Annotated in this window: 18 protein-coding genes; 7 read left to right on the top strand and 11 right to left on the bottom strand. The window is 64.9% G+C overall.

The window, feature by feature from the left end:
• Nucleotides 1-40: 40 nt before the first annotated feature.
• Nucleotides 41-808, top strand: coding sequence for a sulfite exporter TauE/SafE family protein (locus ABB30_RS09770; protein WP_057638144.1), 768 nt, complete (start codon nucleotides 41-43; stop codon nucleotides 806-808).
• An 18-nt stretch (nucleotides 809-826) separates the two neighbouring features.
• Here ABB30_RS09770 and ABB30_RS09765 read toward each other — a convergent pair whose 3' ends face one another.
• The 7 genes from ABB30_RS09765 to ABB30_RS09735 all read right to left on the bottom strand — a co-directional run bounded on the left by ABB30_RS09765 (nucleotide 827) and on the right by ABB30_RS09735 (nucleotide 8,307).
• Complete coding sequence (locus ABB30_RS09765) at nucleotides 827-1,546, bottom strand: haloacid dehalogenase-like hydrolase (protein WP_057638122.1); 720 nt, start codon at nucleotides 1,544-1,546, stop codon at nucleotides 827-829.
• A complete protein-coding gene (gene trpC, locus ABB30_RS09760; RefSeq protein WP_057638121.1) occupies nucleotides 1,543-2,337 on the bottom strand; it encodes an indole-3-glycerol phosphate synthase TrpC in 795 nt (264 codons plus the stop codon). The genes ABB30_RS09765 and trpC overlap by 4 nt, the downstream gene beginning before the upstream one ends.
• Nucleotides 2,338-2,379: 42 nt before the next feature.
• Nucleotides 2,380-3,417, bottom strand: a complete 1,038-nt coding sequence (gene trpD, locus ABB30_RS09755; protein WP_057638120.1) for an anthranilate phosphoribosyltransferase — start codon at nucleotides 3,415-3,417, stop codon at nucleotides 2,380-2,382.
• An 11-nt stretch (nucleotides 3,418-3,428) separates the two neighbouring features.
• A complete protein-coding gene (locus ABB30_RS09750; RefSeq protein WP_245626476.1) occupies nucleotides 3,429-3,944 on the bottom strand; it encodes a DUF1543 domain-containing protein in 516 nt (171 codons plus the stop codon).
• Nucleotides 3,941-4,525 carry an anthranilate synthase component II gene (locus tag ABB30_RS09745; RefSeq protein ID WP_057638119.1) on the bottom strand — a complete coding sequence of 195 codons (585 nt, stop codon included), beginning with the start codon at nucleotides 4,523-4,525 and terminating at the stop codon, nucleotides 3,941-3,943. Before ABB30_RS09745 ends, ABB30_RS09750 begins: the two co-directional genes overlap by 4 nt.
• Before the next feature lie 9 nt (nucleotides 4,526-4,534).
• Nucleotides 4,535-6,010, bottom strand: a complete 1,476-nt coding sequence (gene trpE, locus ABB30_RS09740; protein WP_057638118.1) for an anthranilate synthase component I — start codon at nucleotides 6,008-6,010, stop codon at nucleotides 4,535-4,537.
• A 194-nt stretch (nucleotides 6,011-6,204) separates the two neighbouring features.
• On the bottom strand, nucleotides 6,205-8,307 hold the full coding sequence (locus ABB30_RS09735) for a Tle-like phospholipase domain-containing protein (RefSeq protein WP_057638117.1): 2,103 nt from the start codon (nucleotides 8,305-8,307) through the stop codon (nucleotides 6,205-6,207).
• Between ABB30_RS09735 and ABB30_RS09730 the strand changes: the two genes are divergently transcribed.
• Nucleotides 8,306-9,316 (top strand): ankyrin repeat domain-containing protein, encoded by a 1,011-nt coding sequence (locus tag ABB30_RS09730; RefSeq protein WP_245626475.1) that lies wholly within the window; start codon nucleotides 8,306-8,308, stop codon nucleotides 9,314-9,316. The genes ABB30_RS09735 and ABB30_RS09730 overlap by 2 nt on opposite strands.
• 8 nt (nucleotides 9,317-9,324) lie before the next feature.
• Complete coding sequence (locus tag ABB30_RS09725) at nucleotides 9,325-10,218, top strand: ankyrin repeat domain-containing protein (protein WP_057638116.1); 894 nt, start codon at nucleotides 9,325-9,327, stop codon at nucleotides 10,216-10,218.
• Here ABB30_RS09725 and yegS read toward each other — a convergent pair.
• The 4 genes from yegS to ABB30_RS09705 form a co-directional block, all read right to left on the bottom strand.
• Complete coding sequence (yegS, locus tag ABB30_RS09720) at nucleotides 10,215-11,150, bottom strand: lipid kinase YegS (protein ID WP_057638115.1); 936 nt, start codon at nucleotides 11,148-11,150, stop codon at nucleotides 10,215-10,217. The two genes, ABB30_RS09725 and yegS, sit on opposite strands and share 4 nt — an antisense overlap.
• 202 nt (nucleotides 11,151-11,352) lie before the next feature.
• Entirely contained in the window at nucleotides 11,353-11,871 is a 519-nt protein-coding gene (locus ABB30_RS09715) for a GNAT family N-acetyltransferase (protein ID WP_425477395.1), read from the bottom strand.
• A complete protein-coding gene (gene rpe / locus ABB30_RS09710) occupies nucleotides 11,864-12,538 on the bottom strand; it encodes a ribulose-phosphate 3-epimerase (protein ID WP_057638113.1) in 675 nt (224 codons plus the stop codon). The genes ABB30_RS09715 and rpe overlap by 8 nt, the downstream gene beginning before the upstream one ends.
• Before the next feature lie 11 nt (nucleotides 12,539-12,549).
• Nucleotides 12,550-12,882, bottom strand: a complete 333-nt coding sequence (locus tag ABB30_RS09705) for a J domain-containing protein (RefSeq protein WP_057638112.1) — start codon at nucleotides 12,880-12,882, stop codon at nucleotides 12,550-12,552.
• A 148-nt stretch (nucleotides 12,883-13,030) separates the two neighbouring features.
• On the opposite strand from ABB30_RS09705, the gene ABB30_RS09700 reads away from it, so the two are divergent.
• The 4 genes from ABB30_RS09700 to ABB30_RS09680 all read left to right on the top strand — a co-directional run bounded on the left by ABB30_RS09700 (nucleotide 13,031) and on the right by ABB30_RS09680 (nucleotide 15,997).
• Nucleotides 13,031-13,957, top strand: coding sequence for a phosphoribosylaminoimidazolesuccinocarboxamide synthase (locus ABB30_RS09700; RefSeq protein WP_057638111.1), 927 nt, complete (start codon nucleotides 13,031-13,033; stop codon nucleotides 13,955-13,957).
• 178 nt (nucleotides 13,958-14,135) lie between these two features.
• The gene (locus tag ABB30_RS09695; RefSeq protein WP_057638110.1) at nucleotides 14,136-14,768 is read left to right on the top strand and encodes a hypothetical protein; all 633 of its coding nucleotides are present in this window, start codon (nucleotides 14,136-14,138) and stop codon (nucleotides 14,766-14,768) included.
• A gap of 40 nt (nucleotides 14,769-14,808) precedes the next feature.
• Nucleotides 14,809-15,246, top strand: a complete 438-nt coding sequence (locus tag ABB30_RS09690; RefSeq protein WP_083489797.1) for a hypothetical protein — start codon at nucleotides 14,809-14,811, stop codon at nucleotides 15,244-15,246.
• 256 nt (nucleotides 15,247-15,502) lie between these two features.
• Nucleotides 15,503-15,997 (top strand): hypothetical protein, encoded by a 495-nt coding sequence (locus ABB30_RS09680; protein WP_245626474.1) that lies wholly within the window; start codon nucleotides 15,503-15,505, stop codon nucleotides 15,995-15,997.
• Nucleotides 15,998-16,030: the final 33 nt, after the last annotated feature.

Raw genomic sequence — 16,030 nt, 5'->3', positions numbered from 1 at the left:
ATACCGGCGTGTTGCCGGCCTGAAGGGGGCGGCAACCTTGATCGAACTGTCTGGCGAGCTGTTCTACTGGTTCATCCTGATCGGCCTGGGCGCGCAGCTGGTGGATGGCGCACTGGGCATGGCCTTTGGCCTGGTCTCTTCCTCGGTACTGCTCAGCCTGGGCGTGCCGCCGGCGGCCGTCAGCGCCGCGGTACACAGCGCCGAAGTGTTCACCACCGGCGCTTCCGGCCTGTCCCACCTGGTCGCCGGCAATGTGGACAAGCGCCTGTTCCTGCGCCTGGCCGGCGCCGGCGCGCTGGGCGGCATCTGCGGGGCCTATGTCCTGACCCAGCTGCCGGCACACATCATCCGCCCGCTGATCTACCTCTACCTGTTTGCGCTAGCCCTGCTGATCCTGCTGCGCGCGGCCGGCAAGCTGATGCCCAAGGGCCAGGTGCGCCGTGTTGGCCTGCTCGGCTTTGTCGCCGGCCTGCTTGATGCCAGCGGCGGCGGTGGCTGGGGCCCGGTGGCCACCTCGACCCTGCTGGCCCGGGGCGGCACCGCCCGCACCACCATCGGCACGGTCAATGCGGCCGAATTCGTGGTCACTCTGGCCATCTCCCTGACCTTCCTGCTGACCATGGGCATTGCCCACCTGGAAGTGGTGGCCGGCCTGCTGATCGGCGGCATGCTTGCCGCGCCGCTGGCGGCCATCCTGGTCAAACGGGTACGTGAGCAGTGGGTGCTGGTCGCCGTGGGCATTCTGGTGCTACTGATCAGCAGCTACAACATCACCATGACCCTGCTGCGCTGGCCCGGTACCAATTGAGCACCGGGCTACGAGTGCTCAGCCAACGCGATCCCCGCCACGTTCCACACAGCCCCAGTTGAGGATGGGCGTGCCCGGTGGCAGCACCTGGCGGAAGAAGGCGACCTTGCCGGGCTTGGGATTGACCACCACCGGCGAGCGCGCCGCCAGCAGCAAGGGCAGGTCGGCACTGGAATCGGTGTAGGAACGTTCGATGTCGCCGTAGCCGCGCTCGCGCAGCATGCGCATCTTTTCCTCGTTGTGGCAGTGGCGGGTGGCGATCATGGCGCCGGCACGCGGGCCGACCTCGCTGCCGATCACCGGCACCTCGTGCTGGGCGACAAAGCGCAGGATCTCCCGCGCCAGCTCCGGCGGCGCGCCGGTGGCCACCACCACCCGGTCACCGGCATCGCGGTGGGCCTTGAACACATCCAGCGCCTTGGGCAGCAGGCGCGAGCGTATGTCCGCCTCGTGCCGGTGCACATACTGGTCGATGATGCGGTTGAACTGACGCGCACCACGCAGGCCGAAGGTGGCAATCCACACATAACCGGAGATACCCCGGCGCCGGGTCGGCAGCATGGCCACCAGCGGCCCCAGCAGCGGCGTGGCCAGCACCGCTGCGGCAAGGCGCAGCGGGTTGCGCTTGAGCAGCCACGCAAACAGGTGGCTGCCCGAATCCCCGTCGTACAGGGTGTGGTCGAAATCGAAAACGACTAGCGGGGCATCGGCCCGCGGCGGCGGATAAGCGTCACTCATGCCGCAAAGAATAGCTCACGCAGGCCCGCGCCGGGCTCGTCAAAACGCATGAAGGCCTCGCCGACCAGGAAGGCATTGACGTTGGCCGCGCGCATCCGCGCCACGTCGGCCGGGCCGGTGATGCCGCTTTCGGTGACCAGCAGGCGGTCAGCCGGGACCATGTCCTTCATCGCCAGGGTGTTTTCCAGCGATACCTCGAAGGTGCGCAGGTTGCGGTTGTTGATGCCAATCAGCGGCACCGGCACCTGCAGGGCGCGCTCCAGCTCGTCCACATCATGTACTTCCACCAGCACATCCAGGCCCAGCTCCAGCGCGGTGTTGGACAGGCTGGCCAGCTGCAGGTCATCCAGCGCCGAAACGATCAGCAGGATGCAGTCGGCGCCCAGCACCCGGGCCTCGACGATCTGGTAGGGATCAACCACGAAATCCTTGCGCAGCACCGGCAGGCTGCAGGCCTCGCGTGCCTGCTGCAGGTAGGCGTCGCTGCCCTGGAAGAAATCCACATCGGTGAGCACCGACAGGCAGCTGGCGCCGCCCATTTCATAGCTCATGGCAATCTCGGCCGGACGGAAATCCGGGCGGATCACCCCCTTGGACGGGCTGGCCTTCTTGACCTCGGCAATCACCGCCGGTTCGCCGTTGGCAATGCTCTCGTGCAGGGCACGGGCAAAACCACGCAGCGGCGGCGCATCGGCCAGACGCGCCTGCAGTTCGGCCAGCGGCACGGCGGCACGGCGGCCGGCCACTTCTTCGGCCTTGCGGGCCAGGATGGTGTTGAGGATGTCGCTCATCGCATGGTTCCTGCAAAACGGGGCGCCGCGAGGCGCGAGTGATCAAGCCAGACCGGCCAGCTGGCGGGTGGTGGCAACAAAGGCATGCAGGCGGGCGCGGGCACTGCCATCGGCAATCACCGCCTGCGCCCGGGCCAGGCCATCGGCAATGGAGTCGGCCACGCCCCCCACATACAGCGCCGCGCCGGCATTGAGGGCAACAATGTCACGCGCCGGGCCAGGCTGGTTGTCCAGCACGCCACGCAACATGGCGATGGACTGCTCCGGGCCATCCACGGCCAGGTTGCGGCTGGCCGACATGGCCAGGCCGAAATCCTCCGGGTGGATGTCGTATTCGATGACCTTGCCATCGCGCAGCTCGCCGACATAGGTGGCCGCGCCCAGCGAGATCTCGTCCATGCCGTCACGGCCCCAGACCACCAGCGCCCGCTGTGCGCCCAGCTGCTGCAGCACACGGGCCTGGATGCCGACCAGGTCGGGATGGAACACGCCCATGACGATGTTCGGCGCACTGGCCGGGTTGGTCAGCGGGCCGAGAATGTTGAAGATGCTGCGCACCCCCATCTCGCGCCGTACCGGCGCCACCACCTTCATCGCCGGATGGAAGATCGGCGCGTACATGAAGCCGATGCCGGCCTGCTCGATGCAGGCAGCCACCTGAGCAGGTTCCAGTTCGATGGCCGCGCCCAGGACCTCGAAAGCATCGGCGCTACCGCTCTTGGAAGAGACGCTGCGCCCACCGTGCTTGGCCACCCTGCCGCCGGCAGCGGCAATGACGAAGGTCGATGCGGTGGAAATGTTGAAGGTGTTGGCGCCGTCACCCCCGGTGCCGACGATATCCACCAGGCCGGTGGTGTCGGCCAGCTCGACCTTGCGCGAGAACTCGCGCATCACCTGCGCCGCACCGGCGATTTCGCCAACGGTTTCCTTCTTCACCCGCAGGCCGGTGAGGATGGCCGCGGTCATCAGCGGCGAGACCTCACCGCCCATGATCTGGCGCATCAACTCGACCATTTCGTCGTGGAAGATCTCGCGGTGTTCGATGGTGCGCTGCAGGGCCTGTTGTGGGGTGATGGCCATGGACAACTCCTTCAGTTCAAGACGATGTAATCGCACAGCACCGGCTGCTCGGTGTAATCACCGCGCTCCAGGTGCACGTGCAGGCGGCCGATGGCACCGATGTGCAGGCAGTCATCCACCTCCACCAGGGCATCGCGGTGCGGCTTGTCCCAGCCTTCGGCGCGAATGCGTGCCAGCGCCGCGGCCTTGGCCGCCGCGGCATCGTCGGCCACCACCAGCTCGTAGTGGTGTTCCTCGCCGAAGCGGCCGGCGATATAGCCGCCCAGGTTGACGAAATACAACTTCGGCGCCGCCGGATCCGGCGCGGACTCATCCAGCCGCACGCGCCAGCCATCCACCCCGGCAATCACCTGCCAGGCATCAATATGCAGGCCGGCGCTCTGGCCGAACCAGGCCTGGCGCAGCTGCGCGTACAGGCTTTGCAGGTCGCTGCCGACGGCAAACACCACGTCATGCAGCTCCACCGTGGCCCGCGGCGCACGCCCGCCGAGCATCACCCGGTACAGCTGCAACGGTTGGCCGCTCACCGCACACCGTCCAGGAAGTTCTTCAGCAGGGCATGACCGTGCTCGGTAAGGATGGACTCGGGATGGAACTGCACGCCCTCGATCGGCAGCGTCTTGTGGCGCAGGCCCATGATCTCCTCCATCGAACCGTCATCGTTCTCGGTCCAGGCGGTGATCTCCAGGCAATCGGGCAGGCAATCCTTGTCCACCACCAGCGAGTGGTAACGGGTGGCGGTGTAACCGTCCGGCAGACCGGTGAACACACCACGGCCGTGGTGGCGCATGGCCGAGGTCTTGCCGTGCATGATCTTGCCGGCGCGGATCACCTTGCCCCCGAACACCTGGCCGATGGACTGGTGGCCCAGGCACACGCCGAGCAAGGGAATGTGCGGGCCCAGCTGTTCGATCACCGCCAGCGAAACCCCGGCTTCATCCGGATTGCCCGGGCCGGGCGAAATCACGATCTGGTCCGGCTTCAGCGCGGCAATTTCTTCCACGCTCATGGCGTCATTGCGCACCACGCGCACATCGGCACCCAGCTGCTGGAAGTACTGCACGAGGTTGAAGGTGAAGCTGTCGTAGTTGTCGATCATCAAGAGCATGACGTTGCCTCACAGCCCCTTGGCGGCCTGGGCCACGGCACGGAACAGTGCGCGGCCCTTGTTCATGGTTTCTTCCCACTCTTTCTGCGGGTCGGAGTCGTAGACAATGCCGGCGCCGGCCTGCACATGCAGGCGGCCGTCCTTGATCACCGCGGTGCGGATCGCAATGGCGGTATCGGCATCGCCGTGCCAGCCGATGTAGCCGATGCTGCCGGCATACACGTTGCGCTTGACCGGCTCCAGCGCACGGATGATCTCCAGCGCCCGCACCTTGGGCGAGCCGGATACGGTGCCGGCCGGGAAGGCCGCGCGCAGCACATCGGTGTAGCTGAGGTTCTCGTTCAACTCACCGGTGACCTCGCTGACGATGTGCATGACATGGCTGTAGCGCTCGATCACGAACTGCTCGCCCACCGCCACCGTGCCGGCCTTGGAGATACGGCCGACATCGTTGCGCCCCAGGTCGATCAGCATCACGTGCTCGGCGCGCTCCTTGGGGTCGGCCAGCAGCTCCACTTCCAGCGCCTGGTCCTGCTCTGGCGTGGCACCGCGCGGGCGGGTGCCGGCGATCGGGCGCACGGTCACTTTGCCGTCCTGCAGACGCACCAGGATTTCCGGCGAGGACCCCACCACCTGCAGCTCACCCACATCCAGGAAGTACATGTAGGGCGAGGGATTGAGCGCACGCAGGGCGCGGTAGACATCCACCGGGCGCGCCTTGAACGGCACGCTCAGGCGCTGGCTCAGCACCACCTGGAAGATGTCACCGGCAACGATGTGCTCCTTGCAGGTGCGCACCGCATCGATGAAGCCCTCGTGGGTGAAGCCGGAGACGAAATCCGCCTCGTCCAGCACCTGCGAGGTGATCGGTGCCGGATAGGCCACGCCCTGGTCACGCAGACGGGCGGTCAGCGCATCCAGACGGGCCTGCCCGGCTTCCCAGGCATCGTCCTGCGCCGGCTGCGCGTGGGTGATCAGGTACAGCCGGCCCTTGAGGTTGTCCAGCACCGCCAGCTCATCGGAGAGCATCAGCAGGATGTCCGGGGTGCCCAACTCGTCACGCCCGGCCGGGCCGGCCAGACGCGGCTCGATGAAACCGATGCACTCAAAGCCGAACCACCCCACCAGCCCGCCGGTGAACCCCGGCAGTTCGGGCAGGCGCGGCACGCTGTGGGCGCTGCGCAAGGCCTCGACCTCGGCCAGCGGGTCGGCCACCTCGCGACGTTCAACCACCACGCCGTCATCCACCACCTCCAGCGTATGGCCGAAGAAGCGGTACACCCGGCGCGCGGGCAAGCCGATGATCGAATAGCGGCCAAAGCGTTCGCCGCCCTGGACCGACTCGAACAGATAGGTATTGGGACCGTCAGCCAGCTTCAGATAGACCGACAGCGGCGTGTCCAGGTCGGACAGCACTTCACGGACAAGCGGGATGCGGGTGTGGCCTTCAGCGGCCTGTTGCTGGTACCGGGCAAACGTGGACAAGGCAGGTTTCCTTCCAAACGGCGGCAGTGGAACGACGGACGACGGCTACGGGCCACCATCGCCAACCACGGCGAGCGGAAAGGGAAAACTGCTTGGTCGTCTGCGTAAACACGGCTCAACTTTACCGCAAGTTCCGCCTCCGGTGCAGGCAGATGCAAGCGGCTTCACGGTTGCATCTGCAAGCATCTGCCCACTCAGCGGGCGACACAGGCCGCCTGTACGGCCACCTCGCTCCCCTGTTCAAGCGCGCGCCCACACTGCTGCCGGTGCGCCTGCTCCTCCCACGCCGTGGTGCTGTGCTCCAGCGGCGTGCTGCGCCCCTGCACCACATCCACTAGGCTGCGCTTCTGATATTCAATTCCTGGCCCGGCAAAGTCCTCGGCAATGACCCGGCTGCAATCCCCACTGAGGCTGACCCGCTCTATCCGGGTCAAACCGTCCTTGTAGGCCTGTACCGCCACAACGCCGGCAAGCTGGTCGCTGTGGACATCCGAGACAACCCCGCACTGCTGGTCAAGCTTGTGAACCCCGGCCTGTGCCATGACAAACAGCCCATTGCCCTCATGCCCGGGCTGATCGATGCGGTAGTTGTCCAGCGGGCCATCCTCACGCCCACGTACCGCAGCCAATTCGGCATAAGCACGTTGCTCGCTGTTGTGGACCAGCACTTCGATGCTGGGAACAACCGAATCCCTCTGGCTGTGGGCAAATTCGGCCTGTCCCGCCGCCAGTGACATGGAACCCAGTATTTCCTTGGCCTGAAAACCATTGCTCACCAGGCCATAGGCCGCCAGCGCGGGGCTGTAGTGCATGTTGTCATCAACCACCTTGCGGGTGGCTGCCACGGTTGCTGCAGGCACACCGGCAGACAGCAAGGGCAGCGCCACCTCGGAATGGTCACCGACAGTGCGCAACTTGTCGGCATAGGCAGTCAAACCATCACTCACGCCGTTGCGAACACGCTCGGACAGCTCACGCGCTTGATGCAACAACCCTGGCCCGGTCATCCACGCCACGCCGCCGGGTGCAAACACGGAATCGGCGCCACCCAATGACGCGGCACGGTCAAACACCGTACCCATGCCATCCCGGGCCTGCCCCAACACCGCGCCCGGGTACCCAAGGCCAGTGTCGATTACCTCGCGTGCCGCATCAACGGCATTGGCCTGAAAATGATTGGCGCTGCTGACATAACTCCCCAGTGCCAGGCCAAGACCGACCGTTTTCCCTGCCGTATTGATCCCATCATGCAAGGCCGGCAACCACGGAGCCGCCCGGGCCACGGATGCACTCAGGGAATCCCCTGCAGGCTGTGCTTCCAGTTCATTGCTGACCGGGTTGCGCTGGTAGGCCGGCAACACCTGCATCTGCCCGACCGCCCGGGGCAGGCGCGCCAACGCCCCCTGCCCTTCCGGCCCGGCCAGATGGTCGAAAGCCTGCAGATACATGCCGACTTCACGCTCGCTCATGCTCTGGCCGAGCGTCTTGACCAACAATTCCCGGGCATTGGGCTCGGAGGCCATCCCCGCCAACATCCGCAACACCGGTTCAACCTCGTCACGGCTGTCCTCGGGCATACGCCCAACGGCATTTTGCAGGGTGTTGAGGATATCGTGCTTGACCTCGTAGCCACTGACCAATGCCTGCGCATCGTGCAGGGGCAGGCCATTTTCCTGGGTAAAGCGCAGCGCGGTATTCGGGTGCAGACCGGCCGGGTTGAACACGGTCGCCTGCACACCGGTAACCGCGGCAGCGGCAGCGGCCAGGCCGCCGCCAAGAGAATGTCCGGCCACTTCAAATTGGCCCGGGGCAATATTGTTCAAAGCAACTGCCAGTGACATTGCACGGTCGTAAATGTCACTGCGCAGGCCCAGGCCCTGCAGGGCATTGTTGCCGAAGTCCTCGGCGGTGGTATCGCGCAAGCCGCCCGGCGCTGTCGGGTCGAGGATTTCCCCGGCCGAGCCCTTGAACACGACTACCGGCTTGGCATCCGGGCCATGGATGGCCTTGTCCGGCAGATAGATTTCGGCGCGGAATGCGGAACCTTCTGGACGTAACAAGTCCTCTATTTCACTATCCGAAAGCTCAAAGCCGGCTGCACGCAGGGCTTCCGGGTCGGTACTGCCACGTGTCCAGCCGTGGGGAGGCTCACCCTGGCCCTTGGCAGCCTCGTACACATCTGCACACAACAAGGACTTTTGCTGCGCGGCGTGCAAGCTTGCCAGTTCAGCAGCCTGTGGCTCCAATCCTTGCTCGCGCAGGGAGGCCACCAACCCGGCCTGCTCCTGCAAAACCATGTCCTCTGCGCTTGGCCTGGCCGGCCGCAGTCGATCATCCATATCGAACTCCTTGTCCGCATTTCAGCTTGCCACCCGGCAACAAAGCCGATTCAATCAAGAAACACGGCCAAAGCGCGGGAAAATAGCGATGAAACCGACACATGCCAAAGCAGCACACATTTTCACCGTGCTGCTCATCACGCTTTTACTGAGCGCTTGTGATGCGATCAGCACGGCGCGCTCGCAGCACTTTGCCCACCGTTACTACGAGGGGCAGGCCCTGCAGCTGGCCATTGCCGCCGAGCATGGCGATGTACGCCGGGTGCAACGGCTGATGAAGGACAAAGGCGTCAACCCCGATACCGTTTTCGGTGGAAGCGACCGCTACCCGCTGGTGGCTTGGCCCCTGATGTCACGCAACCTGGAAGGCCTGCGTGCACTGCTGGAAAACGGTGCCGACCCCAATGCACGCTATCCCGAGCCAAGCCTTATTCGACACGGGAAGAAATACTATAAAAACAACGCCATGGTTTATGCCGCAAAAATAGAAGACCCGCGCTTCCTTGAGCTAATGCTTGAACATGGTGGCAACCCCGACACACGCAACTCCAACAATGAAACCCTGCTGTTTACAGCATTCATCAGCGGCAACCTTTGGAAAAACGTCCAAACCTTGGTCGAGCACGGCGCCAACATCAATGAAAAAAACATCATGCGTGCCGATACCATCCTGGGTAACTACACTGGCCGCGGTGGCTTCAACCAGGCCTGGTGGCTGATCCAACATGGCGCCGACCCCACCCTGACCATTGCCGCCAACAAGGTCACCGGCGCGCCAGAACGCATGCTCATGGCCGAAGCCATCTTCTGGGAAATCACCACCCCCGACCATGCCGAGGCCCAGCGTAACTGCCAGCAATGGCTGCTGGCCCGTGGCATCGAACGCATGCCCATGCCAGACCACCTGCGCCGCAAGCGCGAGGCTTTCGGCTATCCCACCGATGAAGCGGAAATTCCGCTGCTCTAGGAGACCGCATGCACGTCAGGCACATCCTGCATGCTTACCGCCATACCGCCAGCCTGCTGGCCCTATTGCTTGTTGGCAGCCTACTGAGCGCCTGCGATGCGATCAGCACGGCGCGCTCTCAGCATTTTGCCCACCGTTACTACGAAGGGCAGGCCCTGCAGCTGGCCATTGCCGCCGAGCATGGCGATGTGCGCCGGGTGCAACGGCTAATGAAGGACAAAGGCGTCAACCCCGACACTGTTTTCGGTGGAAGCGACCGCTACCCGCTGGTGGCCTGGCCCCTGATGTCACGCAACCTGGAAGGCCTGCGTGCACTGCTGGAAAACGGTGCCGAACCCAATGCGCGTTACCCAGAACCGAAGTCTTACGGAAAGGAGCGCATTTATTACTACAACAATGCAATGGTCTATGCCGCAAAACTCGAAGACTCGCGCTTTCTTGAGCTACTACTCGAACACGGCGGAGACCCAGATACGCGTGATTCCAACAACGAAATATTGATGGTTGATGCCTTTCTCAGCGGCAATCTTTGGAAAAATGTCCAAACCCTGGTCGAGCACGGCGCCAACATCAATGCAGAAAACATCGGCCGTGCTGACACCATCCTGCGCCATTACACATCCCGCGGCGGCTTCAACCAAGCCTGGTGGCTGATTCAGCATGGCGCCGACCCCACCCTGACCATTGCCGCCAACAAGGTCACCGGCGCGCCAGAACGCATGCTGATGGCCGAAGCGATCTTCTGGGAAATCACCACACCCGATCATGCCGAGGCCCAGCGCAACTGCCAGCAATGGCTGCTGGCCCGTGGCATCGAACGCATGCCGATGCCGGATTACCTGCGCCGCAAGCGCGAGGCCTTCGGTTATCCCACCGATGAAGCGGACATCCCGCTGCTCTAGGCCCGGCCGCGCAGCAGTGCAGTAGCGGCCGGCAGGTGCATGCGTACCCGCCCAGGGATGCAGTCGATGCGGAAGTGGTGGGCCTGCATCGGCTCGCCATCCAGGTTCAGGGTCAACGGGCTGTCACTGTGGATTTCCACCCAGGCCAGTGAGGCTTGACGGGCAACCTCGGCCAGAAAGCCGGCCTTGCCTTCGCTGAGCAAGGTACCCAGTGATCCCACCGCCTCGCTACCCAGCGGCGGCACGATGGTCAGGGCCAACAGCCCGTCATCGAGCAGGGCATCGGGACACAGCTGTTGGCCACCGCCGGCTTGACGGCCGTTGCCGATGCCCAGGGCGATGAATTCCCCTTCCCACTGGAAGCCTTCACCACTGAAACGGGCGGTCTGCGGCTCGATGGTGGCCAGTTTGGCCACCCCGGTGATCAGGTAGGCCAGGCCGCCCAGCAGCTTCTTCATGCCTTCCGGCGTTTCCACCGTGACTTCGGTACCGAAGCCGCCAGTGGCCAGGTTGGCGCACCAGTGCTCGACCCCGTCGCCACGCAGACGCAGCAGGTCCATCGGTTGCGGGGTGGATGCGGCAATCAGGTTCAGCGCCGCTTGCGGCTCGACGGCAATGCCGGTGGCAACGGCAAAATCATTGGCGGTACCCAGCGGCAACAGGGCCAGCGCTGGCAAGGCACCGGCATCGTGGCCACTCATCGCCATGGCTTCGGCCACCTCGCTCAGGGTGCCGTCACCGCCACCGGCAATGATCACCGCCACGCCATCGGCGATGGCCTCATCGACGTAACGCTTCTCGTCACCGGCCTCCCAGGTCACCCGCACCTGCAGGGTCTGGCCCTGCTCGCGCGTGGCCGTCACCGCCTCGCGCACCGCGTCGTCACCACTGGATTTACCGTTGAGGATCAACCGCCAAACGGGCTGGGTCATGGTCCGGTTCCTTGCCTGAATCCGGCTATCAGGCCAGAGCCCGGCTTCAGTGGCAGTGAAACCGATCGGGCCACTGCCATACCGCTGTCATCAACGCTGCGGAGAATGGAAGGCCATAGCAGGGATGACGGACGGGAGCAGGATCAGCTTCCATTATTCAGCGCAGGCCTGGCACGGCTCTCTCCCCGTGGCAGGTCAGCGATCAGCGGCTGCTGGCGAAGGTGCCCAATGCATCGCCGGTCAGGCGAAACACGGTCCACTCGCTTTGCGGCCGCGCGCCGACCGATTCGTAGAAAGCGATGGCCGGGGTATTCCAGTCCAGCACCGACCACTCCATGCGGCCACAGCCGCTGGCCACGGCCAGCTGGGCAAGGTGGCGCAGGATGGCCTTGCCCACGCCGCGGCCGCGCATGGCCGGGGTGACGTAGAGGTCTTCCAGGTACAGGCCATTGCGGCCCAGCCAGGTGGAGTAATTGGCAAACCACACCGCATAGCCCACCGGCTCACCGTCCAGCTCGGCAATCAGTGCGCGGGCGCTGGCACCCGGGCCGAACAGGCTGTCCGCGATACCGGCCTGGTCGGTGACCACCGCATCGGGTTCTTTTTCATAGACCGCCAGTTCGATGATGAAGCGCAGGATCAGCGCAGCGTCATCGGCCGTTGCCGGGCGCAGCCGCAGGCCCGGCACGGCATCAACAGCGCTCGCCTGCCACTCAGCCACGGGCGCCGGCCACATTGGCACGCATGGCATCGATCACCGCGCGGTAATCGGGCGCATTGAAGATGGCCGAGCCGGCGACGAAGGCATCGGCGCCGGCAGCGGCAATCTGGGCGATGTTGTCGGCCTTGACCCCGCCATCGACCTCCAGGCGGATGTCACGCCCGCTCGCATCGATCTTCTGGCGGACCACCCGCAACTTGTCCAGGGTGGACGGGATGAAGGCCTGGCCGCCGAAGCCCGGGTTGACCGACATCAACAGCACCAGGTCCAGCTCGTCCAGCACCCAGTCCAGTACGTCGACCGGGGTGGCCGGGTTGAGCACCAGGCCGGCCTTGCAACCGTGCGACTTGATCAGCTGCACGCTGCGATGGACATGGCGGCTCGCCTCGGGGTGGAAGCTGATGATGCTGGCCCCGGCCTTGGCGAAATCCGGAATGATGCGGTCCACCGGCTCGACCATCAGGTGTACGTCGATCGGTGCGGTGACCCCGTGCTTGCGCAGGGCCTCGCAGACCATCGGGCCGATGGTCAGGTTGGGCACGTAGTGGTTGTCCATCACGTCAAAGTGGACCCAGTCGGCGCCGGCGGCGATGACGTTGTCCACTTCCTCGCCGAGCTTGGCGAAGTTGGCCGACAGGATGGAGGGGGCAATGATGCAGTTGGACATGGCAATGGCCTTCAGCGCGGCTTGCGCAGTTGCTTGATGCGGTCGTAGGCGGCGTTGATCTCGCTGGCCTTGTGTTCGGCAGCGGCACGCAGTTCCGGTGCGGCACCGGCCACCTTGTCGGGGTGGTACTGGGAGATCAGGCGGCGGTAGGCGGTGTCGATCTCGGCGTCGCTGGCGGCCGGGTCCACCCCCAGCACCCGGTAGGGCGCATTGCGGCCCACGCCGAACCAGTTGGCGTCAAAGGCATGGCCGAGCAGCAGGCCGATCAGGCCACCGAACAGGGGGTTGGGGCGAAACAGCAGGGCACCGGCCACCGCTCCAAGCAACTTCCCGTACCAGCGCATTGCACCGCCACCTTGTTGTGGATGATCAAGGCGCACATTTTATCGCACACCACCCCGCTCTGGTCGTACACTAGGCCGCCCGCCGCGCCGCGGGCCCCGATGGCCCCGGATGCCGGCATCACATTGCCATAAAGCTCCAGGAGTGCCCGTGCCGACCACGTTGCTGCAATCCGATCTCCCCGGCCTGCCCTTGCGCCATCGCGGCAAGGTGCGTGATGTGTTTGATATCCCGCGTGAGCGGCTGCCGGCCGGCACTCCGCCGGGCGACTACCTGCTGATCGTGGCCACCGACCGCCTGTCGGCGTTCGACGTGGTGCTGCCCGACCCGATTCCGGGCAAGGGCGAGATGCTGTGCCAGGTGTCCAACTTCTGGTTTGAAAAGACCGCCCACCTGATGCCCAACCACCTGACCGGGATCAACGTGGCCGATGTCCTGCCCGAAGGCGTGGACCCGGCCCTGTACGCCAAGCGTGCGGTGGTGACCAAGAAGCTCAAGCCGGTACCGGTGGAGGCGATCGCCCGCGGCTACCTGATCGGCAGCGGCTGGAAGGATTACCAGCGCACCGGCAAGGTCAGCGGCATTGCCCTGCCCGACGGCCTGGAACAGGCGCAGAAACTGCCCGAGCCGATCTTCACCCCGTCGACCAAGGCCGCCGTCGGCGACCATGACGAGAACATCGATTTCGATGCGATGGTCAAGGCGGTGGGCGCGGACCTGGCTGAAAAGGTACGCGATGCCACCCTGCGCATTTACCAGTTCGCCGCCGACTACGCTGCACAGCGCGGCATCCTGCTGGCCGACACCAAGTTCGAGTTCGGCACCGATGCCGACGGCCGCCTGTACATCATGGACGAGATGCTGACGCCGGACTCCTCGCGCTACTGGCCGGCCGATGAATACGCCGTGGGCATCAGCCCGCCCAGCTACGACAAGCAGTTCGTGCGTGATTACCTGGAAACCCTGGACTGGGGCAAGACCGCCCCCGGCCCTGCACTGCCGGCCCAAGTGATCGAGCGTACCCGCGACAAGTACGCCGAAGCACTGCAGAAGCTGGCCGGCATCGTCATCGACTGACCCACCCGGCCACTGCAGCAAAACAAAACGCCACGCAGGCATTGCGTGGCGTTTTTGTTTATGGCCTTCCCCAATAACTGTGGCACGCCGCACAAATACGGCACACAGGGGCAAAGACTTACAGAATCTGAATGCCTTTTCTGGGAAAAATGGGCACCTCTTTGCCAAGGAATGCTCCATGCCCACGCTTGCGCACACATTTGCAGCCGGCGCGCTGGCCGTACTGCTGGCGGGCTGCCAAGCCGACACCCCGCCCACCGCAACGGGCCAGGCCGAACCAATGCCCGCCACCACATCGGCTTCGCAAGCCGCGGAAGCGTCGCCGCCGGATGCACCCGGCATACTGACCGCCGCCGGCATCACCTGCCCGCAGACAGCACCGGGCCCGGACAGCACCGGCTGCAGCGCCGGGCTGGCCGACAACGGCCAGGCTTACGAGGTGGAACTGCAAGCCGGTTGCGGCGATGACGGCTTCTTTGCCGCCGTTTTCCAGGCCGGCGGCGCCGTCGTGGTGCCACAGCTGTCGAGCCCCTCCGATGCTGCGCAGGCACAGGCTGCGTCACTGCCCGACAAGCAGTTTGTCTGCATCCAGGCCATTGCCCGCCAGGGCCAGCGCGCGGCGTATTACCACGTACAGGCCATGGATCCGGCCCAGGTGGATGCCTGCCGTGACGATGCCACCTGCGCCGAACACCGCCCCGCAGCCGATGCCGCGTGCACCATGGCCACACCCCAGGGCTGCGCCAGCGGCTGGGTGAAGGCCGATGCGCTGGAGGTTTTCAGCAACGGCATCGGTGCCAGCGCACTTTGATCGCGTACCGCCTTCCACCGACGCTCTGGATCCCCAACGCATGCGCCTGATACCTGCCCCTGCAGCACTGTGTCTTGTGGCCGGCATGACCCTGGCCGGCCCGGTCATCGCAGCCACTGCCGGTGCCGATGTCCATTGCCCGACCACCGATTTTCAAGCCTTCCTTGAACAGTTCAGCGCAGACATCGCGGTGCAGGAGCGCGCCACGGCCGATCCGGTGCTCGTCCATCGGCTTGACCCTTCCGCCGAGCCCGAACCCCGCCCGTACAGCGAAACCGTCGCCCTGGCCGATGTGCTGTGGCCGGTAATGCCCAACCTGGTGATCGCCAGGCGGTATGGCAAACAGGTTCTGGTCAGCGGCGATGGCAACCAGCGCCAGGTCACCGTGCGCGAGCCGGACAACGGCAACCAGCTGCGTTATGTCTTCGGCCGGCAACCCTGCTGGACCCTGCTGGCCGTACACGATGAGGCGTTGTAGGCGCCGATCGTCCCTTCACATTTGTTCACTGTTTTTGATCAGGACACCCGCCATGCCCCCGATGTCAAAGCGCCTGCTGGCGCTGAGCCTGAGTATCTCCGCCGTGTTGGCTGCCTGTACTGCCGATACTCCCTCCACTCCGGCGGCCCCTGACGCGGCCACGCAAACCGCCGCGCCGACCGCCACTGACTCTGCCAAGGAAGCAGTAATGCCCACACTGATGTCTGACGACATCCACCAGCTTGTTCCTGCCGGAATGACACTGGTTGATAGCGTTCGCGGCGATCTCACCGGCAAGGGCCTGGACGATGCCCTGCTGGTTGCCGCACCACCCACCGCACCGGAGGCCGAACTGGGCCAGGGCAGCCCACGCAGCGTGCTGCTGCTGCGCAATGATGGCAGCGGCCAAATGCAGGTTGCTGCCCGCAACGACCGCCTGGTCCCCTGCGAGCGCTGCGGCGGCATGGCGGGTGATCCGTATGCCTACAGCCGCATCGAAGCCGGCCACTTCACCATCTCGGTCTCCGGTGGCTCGCGCCAGCGCTGGGCCAGCGATTACCGGTTCCAGTACCAGCCGCAGAGCAACAGCTGGCAACTGGCTTCGGTGACCCGGGAAATCACCGATACCGTGACCGGACAGAACCAGCGCCAGGAGCTGGAAGCCAGCGCACTGGGCGGCGCACTGTCCTTTGCCGATTTCGACCCGGCAAGCCTGCCGGCGGCACCCGAGCTGGAAGAGCAATTGAATTGATCTTGTAGGAAGCAAGACCCCAACGGACAAGGA

The organism is Stenotrophomonas ginsengisoli, from assembly GCF_001431485.1.
Classification (GTDB): Bacteria; Pseudomonadota; Gammaproteobacteria; order Xanthomonadales; family Xanthomonadaceae; genus Stenotrophomonas; species Stenotrophomonas ginsengisoli.
The sequence above is the reverse complement of the archived record's forward strand: the minus strand, read 5'-3'. Positions and strand labels throughout refer to the sequence as shown.

Excerpts from the sequence above, each read along its gene's own strand:
- ABB30_RS09765 (WP_057638122.1), bottom strand. The coding sequence starts at position 1,546 with ATGAGTGACGCTTATCCGCCGCCGCGGGCCGATGCCCCGCTAGTCGTT.
- trpC (WP_057638121.1), bottom strand. The coding sequence starts at position 2,337 with ATGAGCGACATCCTCAACACCATCCTGGCCCGCAAGGCCGAAGAAGTG.
- trpD (WP_057638120.1), bottom strand. The coding sequence starts at position 3,417 with ATGGCCATCACCCCACAACAGGCCCTGCAGCGCACCATCGAACACCGC.
- ABB30_RS09745 (WP_057638119.1), bottom strand. The coding sequence starts at position 4,525 with ATGCTCTTGATGATCGACAACTACGACAGCTTCACCTTCAACCTCGTG.
- ABB30_RS09730 (WP_245626475.1), top strand. The coding sequence starts at position 8,306 with ATGTCCTCTGCGCTTGGCCTGGCCGGCCGCAGTCGATCATCCATATCG.
- ABB30_RS09735 (WP_057638117.1), bottom strand. The coding sequence starts at position 8,307 with ATGGTTTTGCAGGAGCAGGCCGGGTTGGTGGCCTCCCTGCGCGAGCAA.
- ABB30_RS09725 (WP_057638116.1), top strand. The coding sequence starts at position 9,325 with ATGCACGTCAGGCACATCCTGCATGCTTACCGCCATACCGCCAGCCTG.
- yegS (WP_057638115.1), bottom strand. The coding sequence starts at position 11,150 with ATGACCCAGCCCGTTTGGCGGTTGATCCTCAACGGTAAATCCAGTGGT.
- rpe (WP_057638113.1), bottom strand. The coding sequence starts at position 12,538 with ATGTCCAACTGCATCATTGCCCCCTCCATCCTGTCGGCCAACTTCGCC.
- ABB30_RS09705 (WP_057638112.1), bottom strand. The coding sequence starts at position 12,882 with ATGCGCTGGTACGGGAAGTTGCTTGGAGCGGTGGCCGGTGCCCTGCTG.
- ABB30_RS09695 (WP_057638110.1), top strand. The coding sequence starts at position 14,136 with ATGCCCACGCTTGCGCACACATTTGCAGCCGGCGCGCTGGCCGTACTG.
- ABB30_RS09690 (WP_083489797.1), top strand. The coding sequence starts at position 14,809 with ATGCGCCTGATACCTGCCCCTGCAGCACTGTGTCTTGTGGCCGGCATG.
- ABB30_RS09680 (WP_245626474.1), top strand. The coding sequence starts at position 15,503 with ATGACACTGGTTGATAGCGTTCGCGGCGATCTCACCGGCAAGGGCCTG.